A 2,313-nucleotide genomic window follows, 5' to 3' on the forward strand; every position below is an offset into this window, starting at 1 on the left:
TAGCGGGCATCTACACTGACACTGTGCAACATACGGAACACGGTAAGCCTGTATCACTCCCTCTGGGAAAGCCTTCGTGGCCGATAGTGATGCAGGTATAGGAGGTTGGAAAAAACGAATGCTGCATTGTAACGATGCAGATACAGACTTGTGTCTGGTCACGAAAGTGAGCCCACTTCCGACTGGTCTCCCGTTGCGAGAGAATTTGAAGAACTTTATTCAAGGAGAAATGCAAATGATGATCTCAAAAGAGATTAGTGCCGCTCCTGACAGCGCTCAATGGCAGTCAATTGACTGGAAATCTGTTGAGGCGCATGTATTAAAGCTTCAGATGCGTATCGCAAAGGCAACGAGAGAAGGTAAACGTGGCAAAGCGAAAGCATTGCAATGGATACTGACTCACTCTCGTTCAGCAAAGCTTCTTGCTGTTAAACGAGTATCGCAAAACAAAGGCAGTAAAACGTCTGGAATAGACGGTGTCATTTGGAACACAGACACACGTCGCATGAAAGCCGTACATCAATTGAGTCGAAAGGCCTATCAAGCTAAACCACTCAAGCGTATCTATATCCCCAAAAAAAATGGCAAACTTCGACCATTGGGCATCCCATGCATGATAGATCGAGCGCAACAGGCACTTTATCTATTAGCATTAGAGCCTGTGTCTGAGGGTCTTGCCGATCCTAACAGCTACGGTTTTAGACCAAGGCGCAGTACTGCTGACGCAATCGGACAGTGTTTTATCTGCTTAAGTCAGAAACGGTCAGCACAGTGGGTTCTCGAAGGGGACATCAAAGCCTGTTTCGACAAAATCGGGCATCAATGGCTGATGGACAATATTGTTGTTGATAAACGTATGTTGGGACAATGGTTAAAGTCTGGCTTTGTAGACAAAGGGCTATTTCAAGACACCGATGAAGGCACGCCTCAAGGCGGGATTATATCCCCAACCTTGATGTTAATGACGCTCTCTGGTCTCGAACAGCAGATTAAGTCTACCGCTCTCAAAAAGGGTGCAAGAGCTAACTTTATTGGATACGCCGACGATTTCGTCGTCACTTGTGCTTCAAAGGAAGTATTAGAGAACGATATCAAACCGTTGATCGCTGATTTCTTAGCAGAAAGAGGCCTAACACTTTCCGAAGAGAAAACGCATATCACTCACATTAATGATGGCTTTGATTTCCTAGGTTTTAACCATAGGAAGTACAAAGGGAGATTGCTCATTAAACCGAGTAAATCCAACACGTTGATGTTCTTGAGTAATCTGCGTGAACTCGTCAAAAAGCACGTAACCCTACCAGTGAATGATCTTATCAAACTGATAAATCCGAAACTTAGGGGGTGGTCGAACTACTACTGACACTGCGTTGCCAAACAAGTATTCGGATATGTAGGCCACAAGCTATTCCATACATTGTGGCACTGGGCAAAAAGGCGCCATCCAACAAAGTCTAAAACTTGGATCGCCCTAAAATACTTCATCAACCGAAAAGGCCAGTGGCAGTTTCACGGTTGGCAGAAGATCATGGATATGGATTGCCAGTTCAATCTCTTCCAAATAGCCAAAGTGCCAATAGAAAGGCATGTGAAAATCCGAAGTGCAGCGACTCCATTTGACCCTCAATACCAAGAATACTTGGCTAAAAGGAAGTCCAAAAGGCTAGCTCGTAACTCTTGGAACGAACCTGCTCCGACTGCTTTATAAGTTGCTGGGTATCAAACGATGCCTTCGTGGAGGCTTGAGCCTAGTGCAGTGAAAGTTGCACGCTGGGTTCTTAGGGAGACGGCACTTGGTAACAGGTGTCGTCCACCCGACAAAGATTACTTAGAGTAAATAAACTAAATTGTGTGAATGAACTAAATTGATGTGTAGAAGGAAACCAACGTGGTGCATAATTTTTATCATGGTACTGATTTGATGTTAGGATAATGGAATGAAAAAGACCACGCCAACGCCCCATGATGCGCTCTTTAAGCAGTTTCTCACTCATCCTGAAACCGCTAAGGACTTATTGGATATTCACCTGCCTGCTGAGCTGCGTGAAATCTGTGATTTGACGACCCTAAAGCTCGAATCAGGCTGCTTCATAGAAGAAAACTTACGGCCTTATTATTCGGATGTCCTTTATTCTCTTAAAACGTCTCAGGGGGAAGGGTATGTCTATGCGTTAATCGAGCACCAGAGTCGGCCAGATAAACACATGGCATTCAGACTGATGCGTTACGCTATCGCTGCCATGCAACAGCATATTGAAGCGGGTCATGAGCACTTACCCTTGGTGATACCTTTGCAGTTTTACCATGGTCAAG

The 2,313-nt window shown here is 44.9% G+C and carries 1 protein-coding gene and 1 pseudogene; both read left to right on the forward strand.

Annotation, left to right across the window (positions count from 1 at the left end):
- The first annotated feature begins 235 nt into the window (after nucleotides 1–235).
- A pseudogene (ltrA, locus tag MD535_RS25390) lies at nucleotides 236–1,708 on the forward strand (group II intron reverse transcriptase/maturase).
- Nucleotides 1,709–1,937: 229 nt separating this feature from the next.
- On the forward strand, nucleotides 1,938–2,313 hold a 376-nt coding region (locus tag MD535_RS25395), incomplete at its 3' end, for an Rpn family recombination-promoting nuclease/putative transposase (protein ID WP_265678064.1).

This window comes from Vibrio qingdaonensis (genome assembly GCF_026191675.1).
Classification (GTDB): Bacteria; Pseudomonadota; Gammaproteobacteria; order Enterobacterales; family Vibrionaceae; genus Vibrio; species Vibrio qingdaonensis.